This is a genomic window from Streptomyces sp. TAA204, from assembly GCF_000424965.1.
Window position 1 is genome coordinate 287,224 of record NZ_AUKW01000003.1, and the last position, 21,959, is coordinate 309,182.

Annotated in this window: 19 protein-coding genes and 1 tRNA gene; 5 read left to right on the forward strand and 15 right to left on the reverse strand. The window is 71.0% G+C overall.

Annotation, left to right across the window (positions count from 1 at the left end; all coding sequences use genetic code 11):
* Positions 1-4: 4 nt before the first annotated feature.
* The 4 genes from H343_RS29290 to H343_RS0106970 all read right to left on the reverse strand — a co-directional run bounded on the left by H343_RS29290 (position 5) and on the right by H343_RS0106970 (position 3,073).
* Positions 5-514, reverse strand: coding sequence for a copper chaperone PCu(A)C (locus tag H343_RS29290; protein WP_078505118.1), 510 nt, complete (start codon positions 512-514; stop codon positions 5-7).
* Positions 511-1,179, reverse strand: coding sequence for an SCO family protein (locus tag H343_RS0106960; RefSeq protein ID WP_028430554.1), 669 nt, complete (start codon positions 1,177-1,179; stop codon positions 511-513). Before H343_RS0106960 ends, H343_RS29290 begins: the two co-directional genes overlap by 4 nt.
* Positions 1,180-1,331: 152 nt before the next feature.
* Positions 1,332-2,060 carry a YcnI family protein gene (locus H343_RS0106965; RefSeq protein WP_028430555.1) on the reverse strand — a complete coding sequence of 243 codons (729 nt, stop codon included), beginning with the start codon at positions 2,058-2,060 and terminating at the stop codon, positions 1,332-1,334.
* A gap of 104 nt (positions 2,061-2,164) precedes the next feature.
* Positions 2,165-3,073 carry a hypothetical protein gene (locus H343_RS0106970; protein WP_028430556.1) on the reverse strand — a complete coding sequence of 303 codons (909 nt, stop codon included), beginning with the start codon at positions 3,071-3,073 and terminating at the stop codon, positions 2,165-2,167.
* Positions 3,074-3,374: 301 nt separating this feature from the next.
* Here H343_RS0106970 and H343_RS29295 point away from each other — a divergent pair, with 301 nt between their 5' ends.
* A complete protein-coding gene (locus H343_RS29295; RefSeq protein ID WP_051264662.1) occupies positions 3,375-3,860 on the forward strand; it encodes an ATP-binding protein in 486 nt (161 codons plus the stop codon).
* A 73-nt stretch (positions 3,861-3,933) separates the two neighbouring features.
* Here H343_RS29295 and H343_RS0106980 read toward each other — a convergent pair whose 3' ends face one another.
* The 3 genes from H343_RS0106980 to H343_RS29300 form a co-directional block, all read right to left on the reverse strand.
* Positions 3,934-4,941: a SpoIIE family protein phosphatase gene (locus H343_RS0106980; protein WP_051264778.1), complete on the reverse strand. Its 1,008-nt coding sequence runs from the start codon at positions 4,939-4,941 to the stop codon at positions 3,934-3,936.
* Positions 4,942-5,120: 179 nt separating this feature from the next.
* Positions 5,121-6,563: an aminopeptidase P family protein gene (locus H343_RS0106985; protein WP_028430558.1), complete on the reverse strand. Its 1,443-nt coding sequence runs from the start codon at positions 6,561-6,563 to the stop codon at positions 5,121-5,123.
* A gap of 166 nt (positions 6,564-6,729) precedes the next feature.
* Complete coding sequence (locus H343_RS29300; protein ID WP_486586811.1) at positions 6,730-8,286, reverse strand: PP2C family protein-serine/threonine phosphatase; 1,557 nt, start codon at positions 8,284-8,286, stop codon at positions 6,730-6,732.
* Positions 8,287-8,864: 578 nt separating this feature from the next.
* Here H343_RS29300 and H343_RS0106995 point away from each other — a divergent pair.
* Positions 8,865-9,617, forward strand: coding sequence for a bifunctional DNA primase/polymerase (locus tag H343_RS0106995; RefSeq protein WP_028430559.1), 753 nt, complete (start codon positions 8,865-8,867; stop codon positions 9,615-9,617).
* 767 nt (positions 9,618-10,384) lie between these two features.
* Here H343_RS0106995 and H343_RS0107000 read toward each other — a convergent pair.
* From H343_RS0107000 to H343_RS0107010, 3 genes are all read right to left on the reverse strand, one after another.
* On the reverse strand, positions 10,385-11,356 hold the full coding sequence (locus H343_RS0107000; RefSeq protein ID WP_028430560.1) for a DUF5926 family protein: 972 nt from the start codon (positions 11,354-11,356) through the stop codon (positions 10,385-10,387).
* A gap of 281 nt (positions 11,357-11,637) precedes the next feature.
* Positions 11,638-12,159 (reverse strand): ATP-binding protein, encoded by a 522-nt coding sequence (locus tag H343_RS0107005; protein ID WP_199778884.1) that lies wholly within the window; start codon positions 12,157-12,159, stop codon positions 11,638-11,640.
* A gap of 241 nt (positions 12,160-12,400) precedes the next feature.
* Complete coding sequence (locus H343_RS0107010; protein WP_028430562.1) at positions 12,401-13,216, reverse strand: glycerophosphodiester phosphodiesterase; 816 nt, start codon at positions 13,214-13,216, stop codon at positions 12,401-12,403.
* A 201-nt stretch (positions 13,217-13,417) separates the two neighbouring features.
* Between H343_RS0107010 and H343_RS0107015 the strand changes: the two genes are divergently transcribed.
* Positions 13,418-15,001, forward strand: a complete 1,584-nt coding sequence (locus H343_RS0107015) for a trypsin-like peptidase domain-containing protein (RefSeq protein WP_028430563.1) — start codon at positions 13,418-13,420, stop codon at positions 14,999-15,001.
* Between the two features lie 56 nt (positions 15,002-15,057).
* Positions 15,058-15,144, forward strand: a tRNA-Ser gene (locus H343_RS0107020).
* Positions 15,145-15,279: 135 nt separating this feature from the next.
* Here H343_RS0107020 and H343_RS0107025 read toward each other — a convergent pair.
* From H343_RS0107025 to H343_RS34820, 3 genes are all read right to left on the reverse strand, one after another.
* The gene (locus tag H343_RS0107025) at positions 15,280-15,546 is read right to left on the reverse strand and encodes a hypothetical protein (protein WP_028430564.1); all 267 of its coding nucleotides are present in this window, start codon (positions 15,544-15,546) and stop codon (positions 15,280-15,282) included.
* Between the two features lie 128 nt (positions 15,547-15,674).
* A protein-coding gene (locus H343_RS0107030; RefSeq protein WP_106958790.1) for an IS3 family transposase occupies positions 15,675-16,879 on the reverse strand; the annotation gives its coding sequence in 2 pieces (ribosomal slippage) (positions 15,675-16,588 and positions 16,588-16,879; 1,206 coding nt in all).
* A 57-nt stretch (positions 16,880-16,936) separates the two neighbouring features.
* On the reverse strand, positions 16,937-17,131 hold the full coding sequence (locus tag H343_RS34820; RefSeq protein WP_199778886.1) for a hypothetical protein: 195 nt from the start codon (positions 17,129-17,131) through the stop codon (positions 16,937-16,939).
* An 853-nt stretch (positions 17,132-17,984) separates the two neighbouring features.
* Here H343_RS34820 and H343_RS29305 point away from each other — a divergent pair.
* On the forward strand, positions 17,985-20,015 hold the full coding sequence (locus tag H343_RS29305) for an ATP-binding protein (RefSeq protein ID WP_486586812.1): 2,031 nt from the start codon (positions 17,985-17,987) through the stop codon (positions 20,013-20,015).
* Between the two features lie 19 nt (positions 20,016-20,034).
* Here H343_RS29305 and H343_RS0107045 read toward each other — a convergent pair whose 3' ends face one another.
* Complete coding sequence (locus H343_RS0107045; RefSeq protein WP_028430567.1) at positions 20,035-20,574, reverse strand: hypothetical protein; 540 nt, start codon at positions 20,572-20,574, stop codon at positions 20,035-20,037.
* Positions 20,571-21,821 carry a hypothetical protein gene (locus H343_RS0107050; protein WP_028430568.1) on the reverse strand — a complete coding sequence of 417 codons (1,251 nt, stop codon included), beginning with the start codon at positions 21,819-21,821 and terminating at the stop codon, positions 20,571-20,573. The genes H343_RS0107045 and H343_RS0107050 overlap by 4 nt, the downstream gene beginning before the upstream one ends.
* Positions 21,822-21,959: the final 138 nt, after the last annotated feature.

Genomic DNA, 21,959 nt, shown 5'->3' on the forward strand with positions numbered 1-21,959 from the left:
TCCCTCAATTCTCCGGTACGTGGTTCGTGGCCTCGACCGGCATCGAGACCTTCACGGGGTCGGACTTCTCGAAGTGGAGTGTCACGGGCACCTTCTCGCCCTTCACCGGTTTCCGCTCCGGTTTCATGAACATGATGTGGTTTCCGCCCCGGCTCAGGCTCAGCTCCCCGTTGGCGGGTACGGGCAGCGACTTCACCCGCTGCATCTTCCCGTCGGCCGTCCTGTGGAGCTGGACGTCGTCGAAGACGGCGCTGTCGATGGAGGTCAGCCTGTCCGCGGTGTCCCCGGAGTTGCGGACGGTGAGGAAACCGCCGGCCATCTCCTCGGTGACGGGTTCCGGTACGTATGCGCCCCGGACGGTCAACTTCGGTGGCGAGCCCTCCCGGTCGGCGTCCGCACCGGAGCCGCAGGCACCGAGCGTGAGCAGCCCGGCGGCGGCACAGGCCGACGCGGCGGCGGTGCGGCCCCGCCGGAAGGGGCCGCGTCGGGGGGATTTGCCCGGAGAGGGGGTCACGGGTTCTCCCCCTTGACGATCCTGGGCAGTTCCTTCTCCAGGATCTCGGGCCCGGTGTTGCCCTCCGTGTAGAGGACGTGCGCCTTGTCGTCCTTCGGCGAGAACGCGAGCAGTTGAGCGCCGTGGGAGGAGACGACGTCCCCGTTCTTCTTCTTGTAGGCGGGATCGATGCTGACGCCCACGGTGCGGGCCCCCGCCTGGATGGTGTCGAAGTCGCCGGTGAGTCCGACGAAGGAGGGGTCCTGGCCGCGCAGCCAGCTGCGCAGCTCCTCGGGGGTGTCGCGCTTGGGGTCCGAGGTGACGAAGACGACCCGCAGGTCCTTCTTCTGCTCCGCGCTCAGCTTGGACCTGGCGACGGCGATGTTGCTCATCGTGAGCGGACACACGTCCGGGCAGTGCGTGTAGCCGAAGTACAGCAGTACGGCCTTGCCCTTCGTCTCCTCGATCAGGTCGTACTCCTCGCCCTCGGTGTCGGTGAGGGTGAGGTCGGGCTTGTCGAAGGGCGTGTCGAGTACCACCCCGCCCTTCTTCTGCGGAGCGGAGGAGGCGGCGGCCTTGTCCTCGCCGTCTCCCGGACCGCCGCCGGTCCCGCCGCCGCACGAGGAGAGCGCGAGGGCTCCCGCCGCGACGAGTGCGGCAGCGGTGAGAGTTCTGGTCTTACGCATAGTGCACTGGCTTTCTGCTTTCTGCTGTTTCTGCTGCTTGGGTCTCTTCGCCGCCTCGCGGGAGGAGGAGCGTTCGCGGGCGCCGGGGGCGGGCCGCCCGCGCACACGCGCGGGCGCAGGCGGGCGGTCCCGCCCCCACAGCCGGTGTCCGGTCAGGCGCTGCGGCGCCTGCCCGCCAGCACCCCGAAGGCGACACCGGCGACGCCGACGACGATGCCGGCGATGCCGAGCACGCGAGCGGTGGTGTCGGTGCTGCTCCCGCCGGAGGAGGCCTCCGAGGAGTCGCCCTCCGCGGCGGTCTTCTCGGTGCTGTCCCCGGCGCCGCCCTTGGCGTCGTCCTCCGCCGCGGCCGGCGTCAGCTTCAGCACCGGTGCCGGGCTGTCCGGTTCGGGCTCGCCCTCCTTGGGCTCCTCGATCCAGCGCACGACCTCGTCGTTGTCGTAGGTCTGCAGAGCCTTGAAGACGATCTGGTCGCTGTCCTCGGGCAGCTGGCCCATGGAGACGGGGAACTGCTGGAACTCGCCGGCGCCGATCTTGCCGCCGGTCCACGTGATCTTGGTGACGGCCTCGGAGATCTTCTCGCCGTGCATCTCGACGGGCTTGTCCAGTTCGGACTCGGTGACCTTCACGTCCCACCCGGGCACCGGCTGCGGCATCACGGAAGCGAGCGGGTGGTCGGTGGGGAGGTTGACCTCGAGCTTGGTGGTGGCGGCGTCGTCGCGCTCGTTGGGGACCTTGAAGTTCACGACGCTGTAGCCGCCCTGCTCGGCCTCCCCGGGGTCGACGCTGACGTGGGCGAGGGCGGGCCCGGCGCACAGCACGACAGTTGTGGCGGCGAGGGCCCCGGCGGCGGCGAGACGACGGCGCGGAGTGGTCTGCATGGTTGCTCCCGAAGGACAGGACGGAACGCTGATTTGACGTGACAGCACAGGATCGGGTGCGCGGCGAGAGGCGCACGCCGTCGTTCCGTCGTTGGCGCCGTGCGTCAGGCCGCGAGTGTGAGGTTCTTCTGCCGCTCGCGCCGTGGCGGTCCGCGCCGGTGCACCGAGTGGTCGAGGAGCACGGAGCGCGGCGGGGCCTGGTCGCCGGCACCGTCGAAGCAGACGTGCGCGGGGAGTCCGGGCAGCAGGCCGTCGCGCGGCGACCGTACGTACGCCAGGGCCGTGCGCAGGGCGCGTACCCGGGCGACAGCCGTACGGGCGGAGCGCGCCGAGAGCCGTACGAGCCGCCACAGGGCTGTCTCACCGCGGCGCAGGAGCCAGCCCAGGACGAGCGCCGCGAGCAGGTGGCCGAGCAGCATCGGCACGTCGAAGGAGGACAGGGCGGCGCGCGCGGCGTTGTGCAGGCACTCCAGCGGCGTCTCGCCGGCGGACACCGCGGCACCGCCGCCACCGTGGCCCGCGGAGTGGTGCGTCGCGTGCTGGGCGGCCTGGTGGGAGAGTCCGGCGCTGCCGGACCCGCCCAGCCGGTCCGCGTCCAGGCCGGCGTCGGAGATGATCCGGCGGGCCTCGGACTCGCTGAGGCGTCCCGCGGACTGCTCGCCGCACAGCAGTTGCGCGGCGAGACTCCGGACGTCCGCACCGCTCCCGCCGTGGGCGCCGTGCGACGACGTGGCGGACCCCGCGGCCGACGCGGTGGTGCCGGCCGGACGGCAGGAGAAGAGCGTGTGCAGTCCGACCTGTCCGGCCGCGAGCAGTCCCGCTATCCCCGGCAGCGACCGTTCCCGCCCGGCGAGCGGCGCCGCGACGACGAAGACGGCCGCGCACGCGACGGCCACCGACCAGAACGGTGTGCGATTCCCGCCCGTCAGGGAGTGACCGGCGGCGGACAACGTCACACAGACCGCGGTGAAGACCGCGGCCCGCAGGAGTCTCAGATCCGCCCCGGCAGTCATGGCCGCGCCATCATCTCACCGCGACGGCAGCCGCATACGGCAGGGGTCGAGATGCCCGAATGGTCCGCACTCGGCCACCGGAGCCGCATCCCGTCCGGTTGCCGCCGAGCCGCCCAGCTCCACCAGCCGACCTGCGGTTTCGCCGGTCGCGGCGGCGCATGTGCCGCCCCACCCGTCCTCCGAACGGACGGGATGCACACATCCAGATGCGTATCGCTCGCCCACCCCGGCAATACGTAGCTCATGGCCGGGGCGGCCCCATGGGGCCGACCGTCGAGCTTCGGTCTGTGGAGGGTTGAGCATGAGCATGTGGTGGTGTCTCCAACTGAGGCGCGAAGCTGCCAGCGTGCCACTTGCCCGCCGGCTGCTGCTCGTTTCCATGGAGAGCGCCGGGGTGGACGGCGAGATCTCCTACGAACTTTCCCTCGCCCTCTCCGAGGCGTGCGCGAACGCGGTGGAGCACGGCACAGGCGAGCGCTCCGAGGCGTTCTGCGTGACCGCCTACCTCGAAGGCGACACGTGCCGCATCGAGGTGGCCGACTCCGGCCCCGGCTTCCGCGCCCCGGCCCTGCCGGGGCGCAACAGGCCGCTGGACGGTGAGGGCGGACGCGGGCTCTTCCTGATCGAGTCCCTCGCCGACCACGTCTACGTGCGCAACCGGCCGGGGCGCGGGGGAGCCGTCGTCATCTTCGACAAGACTCTCAAGTGGAGTCAGGACCACGACGGTTCAGCGGGTCGGGCGAAGATGCCGGAGACCGGGAGCAGCCCGCTCCTCGCTGCGGGCTGAACCACCGCCGCCCCGCCGCCTCCCTTCGCGCGCTCCGTGCCCCGCCCACGCGGGGCGCACGAACCGCCGCCCGTCACATGCCGCGGTCGCGGTAGCGCAGCAGCAGCATCGCCGCGTCGTCGTGCGGCGGGGCACCGACGTGCTCCGCGAGATCGGCGCGTACGGCTGCCAGCGCCGAGTCAGGGTCGGGATCCTTGAGCAGATCGCCGCGCTCACTGAGCGGGTAGAAACGGTTGCCGTCGTCCCGGGCCTCGCTGACCCCGTCGGTGTAGAACAGCATCTGGTCACCGGGGACGAACGGCACCTGATGCGGCTGCGCCGCCGGTCCGCCGTCCAGATCCAGCCCGAGCGGCAGGGCGCGGGCCGGCGGTTCCGCGTACTCCACGGAGCCGTCCGGACGGATCACCAGCGGCGCCGGGTGCCCGAAGTTGAGCAGCGTCGCCTGGTCCCGCTCGCGCACCTCGGCGAGCACGGCCGTGACGAACTTCTCCCCGAGCAGATGCCGGGCCAGCGCCCGTTCCAGGCGCTGGCCCACGGCCTTCAGATCGGCTTCGTCGTACGCGGCCTCCCTGAAGGCACCCACGACCACGGCCGCCGTCTCCACCGCCTCGAGCCCCTTGCCCTGCACGTCACCGACGATGACGCGGACGCCGGTCGGCGAGGTCACCACCTCGTACAGGTCGCCGCCGATACGGGCCTCGGCCATCGCGGAGGTGTAGGAGACCGCGGCGCGCAGATGTCCCGCGCTGCGCGGCACGGGGCGCAGCAGCACACGCTGCGCGGCCTCCGCGATGGACCTGACGCTGGCCAGTTCGGCTTCGCGGCGCTGGCGCATCGCGGTCGCCGCGACTCCGGCCACGGCGACTCCGGCCACGGAGATCAGCGTCGTGTAGCCGCGCCGCTCGCCGAGCTGGTCGTTGTAGACGCTGAGCATCAGTGACAGTACGAGCGCGACCGTCCCGATCAGCGCGCTGCGCCGCACGTTCCCGATCAGCCCCGCGAACGCGGGCCCCAGCGCCATCATCGGCAGAAACCCGATGCCCGGGCCCGCGGTGAAGTCGACCAGCACGACGATGCCCATGGCTACGTAGGGCAGCGCCGCCAGCAGACCTGGCCGGAACCGAAGGGTGACCACCGTGAACTCTCTTCCTCGACCGGAACCACCGCCGGACACATGCCAGGTTATGCATCTCGGCCCAATCCGGGCAGCGGTGTGATGAAAGTAGCCCGGAACCGGTGGCCAGGAGTCCCCGGGGCGCTTCAGCTCCGCAGACGCGCCATCCACTCCTCGACGTCGGCGCTGCGGCGTGGCAGCCCGGACGAGAGATTGCGGTGGCCCTCCGGGGTGACGAGGATGTCGTCCTCGATGCGCACGCCGATGCCGCGGTACTCCTCGGGGACGGTCAGGTCGTCCGGCTGGAAGTACAGTCCGGGCTCCACGGTCAGGCACATGCCGGGCTCCAGCGTGCCCTCCGCGTAGCTCTCACGGCGGGCGGTGGCACAGTCGTGCACGTCCATGCCGAGCATGTGGCCCGTGCCGTGCAGTGTCCAGCGGCGCTGCAGTCCGAGCTCGAGGACCCGTTCGACAGGGCCCTCCACCAGGCCCCACTCCACGAGCCGGGCGGCGAGCACGCGCTGCGCGGCGTGGTGGAAGTCGAGGTACTTCGCGCCCGGCCTGACCGCCGCGATGCCGGCCTCCTGCGCCTCGTACACCGCGTCGTAGATCTTCCGCTGCAACTCGGTGAAGCGGCCGCTGACGGGCAGGGTGCGGGTGACGTCCGCCGTGTAGAGCGTGTGCGTCTCCACCCCCGCGTCCAGCAGGAGCAGTTCGCCGGAGCGGACCTCACCGTCGTTGCGCACCCAGTGCAGCGTGGTGGCGTGCGGGCCGGACGCACAGATCGAGCCGTAGCCGATGTCGTTGCCCTCCACGCGGGCGCGGAGGAAGAACGTGCCCTCGATGTAGCGCTCGGAGGTGGCCTCGGCCTTGTCCAGCGACCTGACGACGTCCTCGAAGCCGCGCACGGTCGACTCGCACGCCTTGACCATCTCGCCGATCTCGAAGTCGTCCTTGACCAGCCGCATCTCCGAGAGGAAGACCTGCAGCTCGGTGTCGCGCTCGGCGGTGACCTTGTCGGTCAGGGCGTGCTCGACGGCCGCGTCGTAGCCGCGCACCACGCGCACCGGGCCGGTGCCCGCACGAAGCTCGTCGGTGACCGTACGCACGTCCGCGCAGCCCATTCCGTACAGCTGCTGCGCCTCGTTGAGGCTGTGCCGGCGGCCGACCCACAGTTCGCCCTGGCCGTCCAGCCAGAACTCGCCGTTCTCCCGGTCGGAGCGCGGCAGCAGAAAGAGGCTGGCCTCGTGGCCCTCACCGGCGGTGTCCGGCTCCATGAGCAGGACACCGTCCTCGGACTGGTCACCGGTGAGATAGGCGTACTCGACGGAGGCGCGGAAGCTGTACTCCGTGTCGTTCGACCGCGTCTTCAGGTTCCCAGCGGGGATCACCAGCCGCTCGCCGGGAAAGCGGGCGGAGAGGCGGGCACGGCGCTCCGCAGTGTGCGTGGCCTGGGTGACGGGCTCCAGCCCGCGCAGCTCGGTGTCCGCCCAGCCGGTCTTCATGTTCTCGGCCAGCTCGTCGGACACGGCCGGGTAGAGGCCGTTCTTCCGCTGCTTGATGGGCTGTTCGTCGGCGGGGTCCGCCACGTCTGCCTCCTCCTGGTGTTCGGCCGTTCCATCGTATGGGCGCCGTGCGGACGCGCGGAAGCTGGCCACAGCGGAGCGGGCGGGGCGTGGGCGCGTCCGTCCCGGGCGTTCACGGTGCGTTCGTAGTGCCGTGTGCCGTGTGTCGTGTGCCGGCGGGGAGGGCCGTTCAGAAGCGGGCGGCCAGCAGGACGACGTCCTCGGACGCGCCGTGCTGACCGTGCTGGCCGTGCTGGCCGGGCTGCACGCTGTGACCGTCCCCGGCAGACCGCTCCGCCGTCCCCTCCGGCAGGGTGGTGCGCAGCACATGGTCCACGAGCAGGTCGGGGTCGCACCGAACCGCGGGCGGGGCGGAGTCCGCAGCGGCATGCAGCCGGGCGAACGCGCGGTCCATCTCCTCGCCGGTGCGGTGCAGCAGCCCGTCGCTGTAGAGGAGCAGCGTCTCCCCCTCGTACAGCGACAGCTCGACGCTCGGCGCCTCCCAGCAGGCGAGCATGCCCAGTGGCGCGGAGAGCGTCGTCTCCACGAACTCCGTGCGGTGCTCACCGACGATCAGCGGCGGACAGTGCCCCGCGCCGGCCAGCAGGATGCGGCGCACGGACGGTTCCACGTAAGCGAAGAGAGCCGTCGCCGAACGCGCCGGTTCGGTCAGCCGCAGCAGCAGCTCCAGGTCGGAGAGGACCGCGACCGGGTCCTCGCCCTCCATCACCGCGTACGCGCGCAGAGACGCACGCAGCCGCCCCATCGAGGCCACCGCTCCCGGCCCGCTGCCGGTGACGCCGCCGACGCTGAGTCCGAGCGCGCCTTCGGGCAGCGGCAGGACGTCGTACCAGTCCCCGCCGCCGTCCGGACCGGTCTGATGCCGCACGGCCATCCCGACACCCGGCACCCGCGGCAGCCTGCTCGGCAGCAGCCCTTCACGCAGGGCGCCCAGATCCGCACGGGCGCCGGCCAGCTCGATGTGGCGAGCGATCTGCTCGCTGGCGCAGCGCAGATAGAGACCGAGCAGATGGCGCTGGCGGGCTGTCGGCTCGGCCGGCTCGTCGTAGAGCCAGACGGCCGCGCCGATACGGGGGGCGGCGGCCGTGGCGATGGGGGTCGCGTAGCTGGCGGCGTAACCGAGACGGGCGGCGACCTCGCGGTGGCGGGGGTCGAGGGTGTCGTCGGTGGCGATGTCCGGGTGGGTGATCTCGGGATAGCCGCGGTCCTCGCCCTGGCCCTGGCCGCCCTGGCCGCCCTGGCTCAGGGCGTCGGGGTCGCCGCCGCTCAGGTCGTGGCCGCGCACGGGGCCGCCGGGGGTGGGCAGGCCGTCCAGGATGCGGGCGTAGGAGGAGGAGCTGCGCGGCACGGTCTCCAGTTCGCCGATGTCGGCGCGGCCCAGTCCGAGCCCGATCGTGCGTTCAGGACTGTCGCTGTCCACGGGTTCGAGCGCGAGCAGCCCGCGCTGCGCGCCCACGAGGGTGGCTCCCGCACGCAGCGTCTCGCGAAGGGCGTCATCGAGGGTGGGGGTGCCGGAGAGACGTTCGGTGAGCTCTTGAAGAGTCGTCAGATCGGTTACCCAGCTGGCCAGCCTGTCGTGCACGGCGGCCAACTGTTCCGTGGACGCGTCGGATGTGGGGGGCGAAGTCTGGGGCGGCGGAGACGTGACGGGTTTGAATCCGGCCACTTTCGACCGCTGCGGGGCGTTCACGGGAACGTTCTCTCGCCTTGGATCTTCTCTGTGCATAGCATCGCAAACCCCCATGTCACGCTGCTCCGCTGGCAATGAACCAGATGTACACGTACCGATAACGGGATGTCCAGCATTGTCCTTGCACCGCGCATGGTGTCCGTGTGCTGGTGTTGACTTCACGGGGGCGGGCCGTGGTTGCGGGAGGTTGGCGTAAAATCATCTCTGGGAGACGGCATTTGCTGTCGACTGGAGCAACCCCGCACACTTGGCTCGCTTCCCCGCCCCTGAGGAAGCGCAGGCCGGAGGCCCGGCACATCCGTCGCGGGTACGGAACCCGGCGAGGGAGCGGCGCGTCCTAGATGACAGCAGCCACACCCCGTCCCGGGTCGACGGACAGGCACAGCCGGCAAGGTCAGCACGGGCGCAGTACGAAGCGTCATCGAGGGCACCAGCACAGGTGGCGGCACGGCGAGCGAGTGCCATGCGTGCGTCACCCCGCCAAGTTCCATGCTCGGATCACGGCACGATGCGCTTGCTCGCACGCACAGTGAGTAGTGAGTGACGTGTTGTGATGGGCTGAAAGATCTCTGTCGAGACGTTCTGTTGGCGTTCACGGAAAGGAACGAGCGCACATGCGCGAGATCCTCGGAAGGCGACGCATGAACCGGTCACCGCTGCTCAACGCGGCGCTGCACTGTGCCACCCACTGGGAGTGGCCGGTGCTGCCCGGCGCGACCCTTGCCCCGCCCACTTCCCCCGCCGCGCGCCACTCCAAACAGCCGTCCCCCGCGGCCTGCTCCTGCCCGGAGGCCGAATGCGCCGTTCCCGGCGCGCACCCTTTCGACCCGGTGCTGCTCGCGGCGACGACCGACGCCCGTATGGTCCGCTGGTGGTGGACCAACCGGCCCACGGCGCCGCTGCTTCTCGCCACCGGCGGCCCGGCGCCGTCGGCGCTCAGCCTGCCCGCCATCGCGGGGGCCCGCGCCCTGGCCGAACTCGACCGCCGCGGTGAGCGGCTGGGCCCCGTCGTCGCGACGCCGACACGCTTCACCCTGCTGGTCGCCCCGTACGCCCTGGAGGAGCTGGGGGAGCGGCTCTACGCCTATGACTGGGTGCCCAGTTCGCTGCGCTTCCACGGCGAGGGCGGGTACATCGTGCTGCCGCCGTCGCAGACGGGAGCGGGCCGGGTGCGCTGGGAGCGGGAGCCCGTGGCCGCGGACGAGGACGAGGCGGTCCGCAGGGGCTGGCGTGCCGCCGGCCGGGGTGCCGGGCGCGGAACACTCCCGTACGGCACTCCGTGGCTCCCCCGGATGGAGCGAGTGCTCGATGTGCTCGTCGAGGCGAGCGCGACGGCACCCGGGTCCGGCACCAGCCTCACCTACTGAACGCCCCGGGGGGTACGTACTCAGGGGGACGGGAGCACGCTGCCGGCGTCACCCGTAAGGGTCGGAGTCGGCACGGCGCAGGCGAAAGCGGCTGTCGGGCCGCTGAGTTGGCCCGGACGCCCGGACGCCAGGACGCCAGGACGCCCGGGGTCCCGCCACGGTGCCCGAGCCGGGGGGTCGCGCCGGGTGCCGAGCCCCGAGGCACCCCGGGTGCCGGTCCGGTGGGTCGTGCCGTCGTGTCGTGCGGACCCCGGGCCCTCACGCCCGGGGCCCCGCCTCGTGCCGCGAGGGCTCGTGCGTACGGGGCGGACTGTCCGTATCCGTGGGCACCGAGCCGGGCCGTGCCCGACGCCGCCGAGAGGGGCCAGGGCCGCGAGACCGCGGGAGGGCCGTGAGAAGGCCCGTACGGGCGCTCGGGGGCCCGGGGGTGCAAACCGGGGCCGGGGGTGCCGCCGCGGGCTGCGTGGCACCCACAGGGGCCCAGGGCCGGGGCGGCCGGGACCGCGCCGTGGAAGCAACTCGCCCCCGAGTCAGCCGGGTTGGTGGCGATGCGGGGTCCGCGCATGGAAGAACCCGGTCGCTGGCGACGGGGGATGCACCAGCGACCGGGCTCCTAGAAAGGTAACAAGAGATCGGCCGTTAGCAAATTCGATCGCGCAGATCCGGACGTTGATTTACCTGCCAGTATGCTCAGTTGCCGCTGGAATGTGACACGAGTCACGACACACTTTCTCCGTGAACCCGGCGCGGAATGGTCTGCTCCGGCCTCAGCTCAGAGTCACCTGGCGGTTCATGAGGCCGTTCCGGGCCCGCCTTTCCTCCGCGGTCAGCGGGGTGTCCGCGTCCAGTGCGACGGTCAGCCGCTCCGCGAAGGCCGTCGCCGGCTTCTCGCAGTCCTCGGAGGTCATGCTGCCGGGCAGATCCCAGACGGGCACCGTCAGGCCGTGCGCGCGGAAGGATCCGACGAGCCGGGTCTCCCCGCCGAGCGAGGAACTGCCTGCGGCGTGCATCCGGGCGAGGGCGTCCAGCAGCCGCTCCTCGGGATGCGTCATCACCCACCGCAGATGGTTCTTCTCCGGCGTCTCGCACCAGTACGCGCCTTCCGACCCCGCGAGCCGGGCCGTGGGAATCGCGGCCGAATTGGCACGCTCCAGGGAGGCGGCGACCTCACCGGACGCCCCGTCGCTCCCGTCGCCCAGCCAGAACTCGAATCCGCTGTGCACCTCCGGCGTGAACGGCGCGCCCAGATCCAGGATGTCCTGCAGCCGCGGCCCCTCCGGTGACGGCCGCCCGGCGTCCACCGGCGAACCGGGAGCCGTGGTGAGGGCGCGGGTCAGCGTGTCCGCGAGGTCCCGGCTGATGTCACCCGATGCGGTGTCGTTCTGCAGACCGAGCAGCACCTCGCCGTTGTCGCGGCGCAGCGCGGGCCACGCCATGGGCAGCACGGTGGCGAGCGTCACCGACGGCACGTCCTCCGGCAGCCCGTCCTTGAGCGTCAACTGCGCGGTGGCCGCCGGTACCAGCTCCCGCAGCGCGACCCAGTCGGGCTCGCCCGGCAGCCCCTCGAACGGGCGCAGTACGAGCTCGGTGGCGGCGTGCGAGGCGGCACGGCCGTGGCATGCCTTGTAGCGGCGTCCGGAACCACAGGGGCAGGGCTCGCGTGCACCGACCACGGGCACTTCCCCGTCGGTGAGTTGCGGTGCGGCGGCCTTCGGCTGGGGGCGGCGCTTCTTGGCCATGGCGTGCGGTTCTCCAGGTCTGCGACCGGGGGTGCGGGTCGCGGTCGCGGTCGGGGATCGGTCGGCGGACGGCGCGTGACCGGCGGTCGGTCAGCGGCCGGCCGTCCGCTGTACGAACGGCAGGCAGAGTGCGCCGCCCGTACCAACTGTCGCCGTGAGCCTAGCCGCTGAGCCCGCCCAGGGAGGCGTTCCGCGTGTCGTCGTCCGGCCTTCGCGGGCCGGGCCCGCCGCGTGCCCTTCCTCGCCTGTGCCCCGCCCCGTGCGGAGGGCCGGAGGGACGGTCAGCGCAGTTCCTCGACCGCTGCCAGGTCCAGCGCGAGACTCTCGGCCAGGTTCTCCCCGATGCCGCCGTCGCCGGCGAGCACCACCCAGACCGTCACCCGCCTCCCCGTGGCGCCCTCGGACGGCAGCATTCCGCCGGAGATGTCATGGAGTTCCTCCCGCACGCCCCAGTCACGGGCGAGCGCGCCGATGATGGCAAGGCCCCGGCCACCGCGCGCGCTGATGGAGGGAGTTGCCGGAAGGGGACGTGTGGGGCCGCCGCCGTCCGTCACGGAAATGGTCAACTCGCCATTTCCGTTCCGGTTCCAGCTCGCCCGTACGGATTCGTCCTCGCTCAGCGGCCTCGCGTGCCTGCACGCGTTGCTGAGCAGTTCCGAGAGGACCAGAACAGCGTCGTCCACGACCGTTTCCGTGGCCCCGCCCGCGTGCAGGTCCGCGCGCATGCGGCGCCTGGCCGCCCCGACGCCGGCGGGACCGTGAGGTACGGCCATCGTCGACGAAGCAGGCACGTTCTGTGCCATAACCACCGCCACCCCCGAGACCTCCTTTTGCCCCACGCCAATTCGATGGATGCCCACGTGGGGTCTGGCGGAAACCGGCCACGCGCCGCCGCTTGACGCATTCCGGGGGATCGAATACGGCGCGAATCCGCGGGTTCACACCAGGTAAGAGGTTTGCAGTCAGGCTGAATTGAGGTCGGGGGAAGCACGTGAAACGACACGACTGTGGCGTAACTAACACGACGGCGGACAATCGGCACCCTCAGCGAAGCTGTGCCACGACCTCCTGGGGCCGGTTCGTGATCACGGCGTCCACGCCGAGCCGGACGCACAACTCGACGTCCTCCGGTGCGTTGACCGTCCACACGTGGACCTCGTTGCCGAGGCGGTGGGCCCGCTCCACGTACTCCGGGTGGGCGCGCAGGATGCGCAGGCTGGGCCCGGCGATCCCGACCCCGGGCGGCAGCCGGCCGTCCCGGTGTCTGGGCAGCAGCAGTTGCATGAGGTAGACGGTCGGGATGTGCGGTGCCGCGGCCCGTACGCGGTGCAGCGACCTGGCCGAGAAACTCATGACCCGTACGGGCGTGACGGTTCGGTACCTCTGCAGCAGTTCCAGCAGCCGCGCCTCCACCTGGCCCGCCCAGCGCGAGGGGTGCTTGGTCTCGATCGCGAGTTCCACGGGGCGTGGTGCGTCGGCCACCAGCTGGAGCAGCCGTTCCAGGGTGAGCACGGAGGTGCGGTCGCTCTCCTCCTGGTCGGGTGACTCGTTCGGGTCCTCGTCGGCGCCCTCCTTCTTCCAGGAGCCGAAGTCGAGGGCCGTCAGTTCGGCGAGCTCGAGGGCGGAGACGGCGCCGCGGCCGTTGGAGGTGCGGTTGATCCGGCGGTCGTGCACGCAGACGAGATGTCCGTCGGCGGTGAGCCGCACGTCGCACTCCAATGCGTCCGCACCCGCCTCGATGGCCATGCGGTAGGCGGACAGGGTGTGCTCGGGGGCCGCCTCGGAGGCGCCGCGGTGCGCGATCACGGCAACCGGGCGTCCGGGGGAGAGGCGCGACCCGGGGCGGATCTCATAGCTCACCGGGTTATCGTGCCACCGGGGCCGTACGGGTGCCGGGGGCCTGCTGCCAGGGCGTCCGGAATGCCCGAAGTAAGGGATCGTTCCCCGGTGTCGGGCGGCGCCTTACGCCCGTCTGACGCACGATGGGAAAGGCTGTCTGCGGACGTCCGGACACGCGAACGTCCCGGTTTGCGATGGCGCGTAGCTGATGAGGAGATACCAGTGAGCACCGAGAACGAGGGCGCCGCCGCCACGCCGGCGGCGGGGCCGAACCCCACGCCCCCCACGGTGCACGACAGGGGGGCGCACGACGCCGCGAACGGCCGTGCACCTGAAGACGCCGACCCCCAGGGGCTGAGCATGGAGAACGCACCGCCCGGACAGCCGCCCCAGCCGCCCGTCCAACCCCCCGTCCAACCCCCTGCCCAGCCTCCGCAGCCCCCGGCGGGCTTCGGCGAGCACGGGCTCCACGGTGCCCAGGACCACGCAGGCCGGCCCGCCCAGGGCGGCCCCTGGGACGCCGGCAACCCCGGCGGTCCCGGCGGCCAGCCCCCGTACGGCGGTACGGGCGCGGGCGGACCGGGCCCCGGCGGCATGGGCCACGGCGCCGGCGGCCCCGAAGGCCCCGGCGGACCTCAGTACCCGTGGGGCGCTCCGCCCGTGCCCCCGGGCCCGCCGTCGGGGGGCAAGCGGCTGCCCGGCGGAGTGCTGGCGACCGTCCTCGTGGCCGCGCTGGTCGCGGGCGGCATCGGCGGAGGCATCGGCTTCTGGGCGTCGGACCGTGACGACACCGGCTCCACCACCATCTCCTCCGGCTCCGACCCCGAAGCCCTCAACCGCTCGCCCAAGTCCGTGGCGGGCATAGCGGGCAAGACACTGCCGAGCGTCGTGACGATCGAGACGCGGGGCGGCGGCGAGGAGGGGACCGGCACCGGCTTCGTCTTCGACAAGCAGGGCCACATCCTCACCAACAACCACGTCGTCGCCAGCGGCGCCGACGGCGGCGGTCTCGCCGCGACCTTCTCGGACGGGAAGCGGTACGAGGCGGAAGTCGTCGGCAAGGCCCAGGGCTACGACATCGCCGTCATCAAGCTCAAGAACGCCGACGACCGCAAGCTCTCCCCGCTCCCCCTCGGCAAGTCGAACGACGTGAAGGTCGGCGACGCGACCATCGCGATCGGCGCGCCGTTCGGGCTGTCCGGCACGGTGACGACCGGCATCGTCAGCGCCAAGAACCGCCCCGTCGCCTCCAGCGACGGACAGGGCAGCAACGCCTCGTACATGAACGCCCTGCAGACCGACGCGTCGATCAACCCCGGCAACTCGGGCGGGCCGCTGCTGAACGCCCAGGGCGCCGTCATCGGCGTCAACTCCGCGATCCAGTCGGCCGGCGGCGGCGAAGGCGGACTGGGGCAGGGGCAGTCCGGCAGCATCGGACTGGGCTTCGCCATTCCGGTCAACCAGGCCAAGCGGGTGGCCACCCAGCTCATCAAGACCGGCACCCCGGTCTACCCGGTGATCGGCGCCACGGTCACGATGGACCAGAAGGGCGGCGGCGCGGTCATCGCCGACGAGGGCGAGGGCAACCAGGACCCCGTCACGAAGGACGGCCCCGCCGACAAGGCGGGCCTGAAGCCCGGCGACGTCATCACGAAGTTCGACAACACGCCGATCGACAGCGGTCCGACACTGATCGGCACGATCTGGACCCACCAGCCGGGCGAGAAGGTCAAGATCACCTACGAGCGGGACGGCAAGGAGGCCACGACCGAGGTCACGCTCGGCTCCCGCAAGGGCGATCAGTGACGCCTCCGGTCATTCGCTAGGCTGGTCCCCGCGTCGCTCCCCCGGGGGCGTCGCGGGGAGGTGTGCCCGAGCGGCCGAAGGGAACGGTCTTGAAAACCGTCGAGGCAGCGATGTCTCCGTGGGTTCAAATCCCACCGCCTCCGCCGATGTGAACGTATACGCAGGTCAGAAGGGGTGCCCGTCGTCGACGGGCACCCCTTCTGCGTGCGCCCTGTCTCACTCCGTGTCGCGGGTGTCCCACTCCTGACCAGTGTGTGCGGCCAACCTGCGGCCAGGATTCACGGTCCCTGGGCTCCGGTCTCGTGCTCTGCCAACCCTTGGCCGATGAGGGCGTTCATCTTGTCCTCCTCGCCATCCAGCACCTTGGCGTAGTAGCGCTGAAGCACGGCCACGCTCTGTCCTGCTCGGCGGGCCGTTTCGGCCAGGCTCACGCCGGAGCGGAGCCAGAACGACACGCACGCGTGCCGCAGGTCGTAGGGAATGGCGGCCAGTGGAGAGGCGATCTGCGTGGGAGTGAGCGCCTTCTTGCGCGCTTCCTTCCACACTGCCCCGTACTCCTGGGAACGGACAGGGCCACCCCGTACGGCGCTGAACAGGCGGCCCTCGGCTGTGATGTCGAAGGTGTCGAGGTGTTCCCGGAGAATGGGCCTTGACCCCGAATCCTGAACACGGGTTATGCGGCTTGTGCCAGCGTAGTTGGTGTGAGGTGGAAGGCGTTCTCGAAGGCGATAGGTGATCGTTGTCCGAGGCGGGAGTGTCGGCGTCGGGCGTTGTAGCGGTGGAGCCATCGGAAGGCGTCGAGTCGCGCCTCACGCTCACCTGGCCATCTCTTTCGTCCCTGCAGGGTCTCGCGTTTGAAGGTCGCGTTGAAGGACTCGGCGAGTGCGTTGTCCGCACTGGACCCGACCGCGCTCATGCTCCGCCGAACCCCTTCTGACCTGCAGGCTTCGGCGAATGCTCTGCTCGTGTACTGAGCTCCGTGGTCGGTGTGCATGATCGATCCGGCGAGACTGCCGCGGGTTCGGATCGCCGCGGCCAGGGCGTCGGTGACGAGGTCCGCGCGCATGTGGTCGGCGATCGCCCAGCCGGCCAGACGGCGCGAGGCGAGGTCGATGACGGTCGCCAGGTAGCAGAACTTCCCGCCCTCGATGGGCAGGTAGGTGATGTCGCCGACGTACTTCGTGTTGGGGGCCGTGGCAGTGAAGTCGCGGCCGATCAGGTCCGGCGCCTTGGCCGCAGCCGGATCAGAGACGGTGGTGCGATGCCGGCGACGCAACCGGACCCCTTCGATCCCCGACGCTCGCATGATCCTGGCGACGCGCTTGTGATTGACCGCGACACCGTTCTCCTCGCGGAGCTCGGCGGTGATCCTCGGGGCTCCGTAGGTGCCGTCCGATTCCTGGTGCACCGCCCGTATCCGGGCGGCCAGGCGGGCGTCGGCCGCCTGCCGGGCGGCCCGGTCCGCTGCTGTCCGGCGCCAGTAGTAGAAACTCGAGCGGCTGACGCCAAGGATGCTGCAGAGCCGCTTCACGCCGTAGCGGCGCTGGAGGTCGGCGACACACTGGAAGCGGTTCACCAGCGCGTCTCCCCGGCGAAATACTTCGCCGCTTTGCGCAGGATCTCCCGTTCCTCCTCCAGCTCACGGACCTTCTTCCGCAAGGCGGCGTTCTCGGCCTCCAACGGGGCCGGCGGCTGAGACGGTTCCTGCGTGAGCCGTCCCCGGGGACGGCTCACGCCGGCTGCCCTCACCCAGTTCCGCAGCGTCTCCGGGTTGATCCCCAGATCGGCTGCGACCGACCTGATCGTCGCTTCCGGCCGCGACTCGTACAGCGCGACCGCGTCCGCCTTGAACTGCGGCGGGTAGTTCTTCATGACCACGAGATGTCCGTTCTCAGATCCTCAGGATCCAGTGTCTCGTGTGTTCAACATCAGGGGTCAAGGCCCAATCGCGACCAGGACGGGCGGGATGGGGACCGGGCGGATCGCGCGTCGGGCCCGGTGTTTCAACTGCCGTTCCTCGTAGAGCTTCCCGTCGTCCGTCCAGGCAGAGCCCACCTGTGGCCGGGCACCGGCGAGCATGAGCCGTCCCCATCCTTGGGAGGGGAGTTCGCATTGGTCGGTGCTGAGCATGGAGACCACCTCGGGCCGCATCGCCGCGTAGCGGAGTCGGTCGCGACCCCCTCGCGCTACGCACCTCGCCCCAGGTCATCAACCTACGGCCCCCGGTCGATCCTCTTCGAACTGACGGACGCGGCGGTGCGCCCGGGCAGCCCGGTCAAAGCCCTGACCGAGCCTCCCGGGCATCGAATACCAGGGTGTGCACGCCGCGTTGTACTGGCGCTGCACCATCGGAACGAAGGGGCGCGGCTGGCCGGGATAGCCGCTGCCGAAGGCGGTCGACGGGCGGATCGTCCGTGCCGTCGACTTCAACGTCATGGTGTTCACCAACTCGCGCGAGGTGCCTAATAAGGCAGCGGCGCCAGTCCGGGCCGTTGAACCTGGCACGGTTGGGGGTAGGGCAGACGGATACCGGTGGGTAGAGGTGGGGCAACGAAGCTGCCGCCGGCTGCACAGTCGGAAGGTGTCCGGCTCGGCAGCACCACGCACACCTGGTACAGACAACTAAGCCGGGGCGTACCGCGTGATCAGTACGAGTGCCCGCAGTCGACGACGCCGCTGCGCGGCACGTCGAATGTGCCGTGCGCGGGGGAATCGCTCGCGGCCGCAGGGGGGACGGTTGATGGGTCAAGAGACGGACAGCAACAACGAGTTGAGCGGTTCCGTGTATGGGCCGAGTCTGCAGGCGGGCGCGATTCACGGCGGGGTTTATATCGGCACCGGCTTCGCCGACGCCGGCCGTGAAGCCCCCGTGCCGTGGCAGCTTCCGCCAGGTGCACCTCTCACGGACCGTAAGGATGCGCTGGCCTTGCTCGAGCGCCATCGGACTCAGTTCGCGGAGCAGGGCCACCACACGTTGACCGCCGTGAGTGGCCTCGGAGGAGTCGGCAAGACCGCTCTCGCGCTGGCCTGGCTGCGCGCGTTGCGCGATCGCTACCCCGGGGGACAGCTCTATGCGGACCTGCGCGCGCAGTCGTTGGACAGCCCCGCCGATCCCAGTGAGGTACTGGCCCGCTTCCTGCGCGACCTCGGCGTGTCGGCCGAGCAGGTACCGGTCGACATCGGTGAACGCACGACTCTCTACCGGTCGTTGACGAGCGAGCGCCGTCTGGTGGTGCTACTCGACGACGCGCTCTCGGCCGCTCAGGTCAGACCGCTGTTACCGGGAGGCCGCAACGTCACGGTGGTGACCAGCCGGAGGCGGCTGCCCGGCTTGACTCTCGACGGCTGCCGGGCGGTGCAGTTGGAGCCGCTGGGGGAGGACGCTGCCGTTGAACTGCTGGCGGCCACTCTCGCGGACGGACGGGTCGACGATCAGCCGGACGAGGCGCGGGCGCTCGTCGACCTGTGCGCGGGGTTACCCCTCGCGGTGCGCGTGGCGGGTGCGCGGCTGGCGACCCGACCCTCCCGGCGCATCGGAACGATGGTCCGGGCCCTGACCGAGGAGCGGGGCCGGCTCGCGGTACTGACCGTCGAGGACGACGGCCACAATGTCCAAGCCGCGCTGGACCTGTCCTACCGGGAGCTGCCCGCCGAGGCGGCACACCTCTACCGGTTGCTGAGCCTGCACCCGGGGAGCGAATTCGGCAGCGGCGTGGCCACCGCTGCATTCGCACGCCCAGACGGCACGTCGCCTGCTTCGTATGAGGCGAAGGCGACGGCGCTTCTCGACCTCCTGCACGACGCCAGCCTCCTGGTGGACGCAGGAGACGAACGGTATCGCTTTCACGACCTGGTGCGATTGCACGCCGTCGCGAAGGCGGCGGCAGACGAACCCCGCGAGCAGCGTCTGGCGGCCCGACGGCGAATCGCGGACTACTACTTGGCGGGAGCCACCCTCGCTGAGGAGATCATCGATCCGCAGCACCGCACCATGGCCCGCACCTACGGCCCCGGCCCCCGGATCGTCCCGGACCTCACAGGCGACGGTCGCGAAGCGGACGCGAACATGGCCCTGGACTGGCAGGAACGTGAACTGCCAAATGCGATGGCCACGTTGAAGATGGCCCGCACTTCGGGCTTCCCTTCTGTCGCTTGGCAGCTCGCCGACGCCCTGTGGCCGCTCTTCCTCCGCAGAAAGCACTACGACCACTGGCGTGCGGCACACGCGGAAGGACTCGCAGCAGCACGCGAATCGGCGGACCCGGTGGCAGAGTGCCGCATGCTCACTTCCGGCGGAATGGGTGAACTCCACATGAACCCCGAGGCCGCGCTGGTCAAGTTCGAGCGGGCGGCGCAACTTTTCGAGGCCACCGGCGATGCGCTCGGGCAGGCTCGTACGCTCAACTACCGCGGGCGGGCACTCATCCGGTTGGGCCGACGGGCAGAGGCGGCGGAGCTGTTCTCCCGCGCGGTCGACCGGCTGCCCGAGTGTGGCGACGAACGAGCGGGCGCCTTGGCGCGCTTCAACGTCGCCGAACTCGACCTGGAGAACGGACGGTTGGGCGAGGCCCTGGCCAACGCCCGCGGCGCGCGGGCCACTCTGCGGGACGCGGGTGACGTGTACAACGCGGCCCGCGCCGCCGTACTCATGGCTCGCACCTGCCTCGCGACCGGAGATGAGGGCGGGGAGGCACGGCAGGAGGGGCTCCAAGAGGCGGAGCTCTGGCTCGCCGAGGCGCTGACCGTACTGCGTCCGATGGCCGCCGACTACGAGACGGCACGCGCTGTGGAATCCTGCGCCCGGCTCGCCGGGCTGCGCGGGCGCGCCGGGCAGGCGCGGGACCACTACCGCGAGGCGGTCGCCCTCTACTCGGCGGCCGGGCACGTTGACGAGGCCGAGGCCGTACGTAGCCGGATGGAGCGGCTGTCCACGGCCCGGCCCGGCGAAGCGGGCGCCACCGCCGGCAGAGAAGACGCAGGCGATGCCGACAGTGGCGCCGTCGGCCCGGACTGACTGGGCCGGACCGATTGGGCTAAGGCAGCCGGTGCGCGGAATCCGGCAGCGTGCCGAACTCGTCCATCGGCCATCCCGCCACCAGCCAGGCGTGCGCCGCCGACGCCCACACGTTCCAAGGAGCCCGCGCCCGGTGAGCGTCACCGAGCGTCAGCAGGGCGCCGGTCCCGTACAGGCACGGAGCCGCGGCACCGTAATGCAGCACGCATTCCGCGCCCTGCGGCTCGGCGACCACCATTGCGCCCGGGTACCACACGGTGGACGCCCGCCCTGTGCACTCGGCGCAGACGCCGCCTGGACGCGGAACGTCGCCGCCGCAGCCGACCAGAACGTCTGCGAGCCTGCGCCTGCGGGGCGGAGCGTGCAGCCCGACGCGCAGATGCTCGTCCACCACGCGCTCCTCTGCGGGCCCGGTGAGCACGACGCGGACGAACCGCCCTTCAACGCAGCCCTGCTCGTAAAGGCCGCCCGCCACAGCGCTCTCCATCACCGTCAGCACCTCGTACGAGCGGCCCCGCAACGCCCCGCCGGGCAACGACAGCCGCTGCACCGCGCTCACCAGGTGCTCCGGTCGTCGCAGTCGACGACTGGAAGTGCGGCCGGCCTAGTCACCGGCCGTACGGCGGGCGGGCGCAGCCTGAGCGTCCGGTAGAGCAGGGCCCGCATCCGGTGTACGTACCGCCCCGGCTTGGAGGTGATGCGTGACGCGACCCTCTCGTGGAGGTCGTGCCGGTACGTCGCTGAGCTTCGGGCGAGCTGCCCTTCCAGCGGCCGGTCGGGATGCAGCCGCGGCACAAAGGAACGCAGTTCAGCAAGGGGTGAGTCCGGGGCCAATTCGGTCCCGCCCAACCCCGTTTCGCCCGCCGCCAGGACGGGCACGCCGGTCATCGCGCCGTACAGAGAGACCGAACCGTGGTCGCCGACGATGAAGTCCCCGGAGACCATCGCCCCGCACCAGTCCGCACGGTGGCTGAGCAGCACTAGCCCTCTACGGCTTAGGGCCGCAAACCAGCTCCGTACCATCCACGGGCTGTGTGTGTTCCACACGTGCGGGTGGAGCAGCAAGGCGGTGCGGTACCGCTCGCGCGGCAGCTCGGTCACGAGTCGCTCCAGCAGTCCCCAGTCACGCTGGATCAGCGAGCCTCGGCCCCAGGTGGCACAGGCCAGAACCAGCGACTGCTCCGGCGAGACGCCGAGAGCCTGCCGGTACAGCGCCCGGGACGAGAAGCTCGCCGTGATGCGGTCGAAGCATGGGTCGCCCACGACCTCGACGGCGGGAAGCGCCTCTGGGCATTCACGGCCCAGGCGGTCCCTTTCGTCCTCGTGACCGAGGGCAATGGCCCGGGGAACGACGATGCCGTCCTGCACCAGCCACTGCCGGCTCAGCCCGGACACGTTCCGCTTCGCGAGAGCGATGGTGCCCTCTCGCCTGGACTGGAGCTTGTTGTGCCCGGCCCCGTGCGGAATCACGATCACCGGGGCGTGCAGCTCGTGCAGGCCCCCGTGGGCCGCCGCCAGCGCCAGGTCGAACTCCGTCCGCACAGCGTGGCTCCAAGGCAGGACCAGGCCGTCAGCGCCCGCGAGGAACTCCTGGACCCCGTTGCTGAAGACGTCGGGCCCGGCAGTGAAGAACACCTGCACCCGAGGGTCGCCCTCCAGCAGCCGTGCGGCTTCCATTAATCGCTGCCCGGCGGTGACCGTGTGAACCACAGCCAGAACGCGCTTGCACGCATTCCGGGTCGCCCACCGTTCGACGTCTAGCCGCAATGGCACGTGCTGTGCACTCTCCAGCATGGTCACGCTCATGAAGTCCCCGTCTCCCTCAACTCTCGTTCGGAATGACCTTGCGAGTAAGGCCTTTCCGCCAGGCGCGACGACGGGATTGCAGAAACCTTGCACCGACGTTGTGCCGTGCGGGAGTTGCACGACAGCGCCGTGCCGGAG